The organism is Arthrobacter sp. Hiyo1 (assembly GCF_001263615.2).
In the GTDB taxonomy this organism is placed as follows: Bacteria; Actinomycetota; Actinomycetes; order Actinomycetales; family Micrococcaceae; genus Arthrobacter.
In genome coordinates this window covers 419176-420810 of the sequence record NZ_DF952468.1, presented here as the reverse complement: position 1 = coordinate 420810, position 1635 = coordinate 419176, and the positions used below count along the sequence as shown (strand labels likewise).

Genomic DNA, 1635 nt, shown 5'->3' with positions numbered 1-1635 from the left:
GGCCGCCAGTTCGCGCGGCGACGCGCCCGTCGGCAAGGCGCAGGATCCACAAGCAACGCGCAGCCCGTCCTTTGGCTGGACCTTGGTGACCCTGCTGTCACCGTTGGTGCTCATGCTGATCAAAGCCGGGGCAGACATTTGGATGGACAAGAACGCGCCGCTCCGGCCTCTGCTGGACTTCATCGGCGACCCGGTCTTTGCCCTGCTCGTGGCGGTGCTTTTGGCAATGGTGACTTTCGGTACGAGGGTCGGCTTCTCAGCTCCATCCTGACGAAGAAGATCGGCGAGAGCCTGTTGCCGATCGTCGGGGTCATGCTTATCGTCGGCGCGGGCGGCGGCTTCAAACAAGTACTCGTCGACGGCGGCACCGGAACCGCGATCGCCAAGATCGCGGTCGCTGCCAGCCTGTCGGCACTGGTGCTGGGTTGGATCATCGCAGTGCTGATTCGTCTTGCCACCGGCTCGGCGACTGTTGCCACAGTGACGGCCGCAGGAATCATCGCACCGCTGGCAACCGGCTTGTCCCCGGCTCAGCTGGCGCTGGTTGTGCTCGCCATCGGTGCCGGATCGCTGTTCTTCTCCCATGTCAATGACGCCGGCTTCTGGCTGGTCAAGGAATACTTCGGACTGACGGTAGGCCAGACGATCAAGACCTGGTCAGTCATGGAAACGATAATTTCCGTCGTCGGATTCGGATTCACGCTGCTGCTATCCGTTTTCGTCTAGTCAGGACCGGCACACCGAAGGCTCTCCGAACCTGCGATTCCGCAGTTCGGAGGGCCTTCGCTTCGTCCCGCCGCCGCGATCTGCTCTAGAGGGAGGCACGCGCCTCATCGGCGTTCAAAAGCCTTCCACCAAGCCCGCCATTCTGGTGAAGATCGCCTCGCATCAACTCGAGCCTGCCGGCCGCCTCGATTCCGCCGGCTTTGACCGGGTCAAAGCCAGCGACACGAATGAGCCGCTCCACCGTTTCGGCCGCAGCGTCGTCGTCGGTTGCGTAAAACAGAACTGCCCGCCCGGATGGCCGGTTGGCTGCCGAACCCAGCGCGTCGGCACCCAATGTGCCGAAGGCCTTCACGAAATGCGCGCCATCAGGGAGAAGGTCTGCCACGATCGATGCTGCTGATTGGCCCTCCGGCAGCGTCGTGGTGTAGCCGCCGTGGCCATCAGGCCCGATCGGGTTGGTCGGGTCGATGACGACCTTGCCGACCAGGGCGTCTGACAGTTGGGAGATGAGTTCCTTCTCGGTGTCCAGCCACACGGCCATCACGACAGCTTCAGCCTGTGACACGGCATCGCCGACGCTCGCCGAACTCGCCAATGCACCGAGCTCAGCGGCCAACGATTCAGCATGGGATTGATCGCGGGCCGCCAAGACCACCGGCTCGCCGCCTTGAACAAGATGGCGGGCGACACTGGACCCGATGTTGCCGGTTCCAATAATTGCAGTTGTCACGTCAACCTCCAGATCATGGTTATCGAGAATTGCCCTGTTCTGATCGTACGCGCGGCGCAAATTGCCAACCATAGGCTGCTTGTCTGCGAGATGAGTCGGCACCCTCTGCTGTTCTCACCGGGCGGGGATCCGACGTCGGTCAGCTGCGGGCCTACGGCGTCTCGGGCACGTCTGCGGGC

The 1635-nt window shown here is 62.9% G+C and carries 3 protein-coding genes; 2 read left to right on the top strand and 1 reads right to left on the bottom strand.

Translation table 11 applies throughout. The annotated features are described in order from the left end of the window. On the top strand, window positions 1-271 hold a 271-nt coding region (locus AHiyo1_RS27815; RefSeq protein ID WP_445286178.1), incomplete at its 5' end, for a GntT/GntP/DsdX family permease. 41 nt (window positions 272-312) lie between these two features. After that, window positions 313-726: a GntT/GntP/DsdX family permease gene (locus AHiyo1_RS27810; protein ID WP_084784310.1), complete on the top strand. Its 414-nt coding sequence runs from the start codon at window positions 313-315 to the stop codon at window positions 724-726. 85 nt (window positions 727-811) lie between these two features. On the opposite strand, the gene AHiyo1_RS01865 is transcribed toward AHiyo1_RS27810, so the two are convergent. After that, on the bottom strand, window positions 812-1456 hold the full coding sequence (locus AHiyo1_RS01865) for an NADPH-dependent F420 reductase (RefSeq protein WP_172465468.1): 645 nt from the start codon (window positions 1454-1456) through the stop codon (window positions 812-814). Between the last annotated feature and the right edge of the window lie 179 nt (window positions 1457-1635).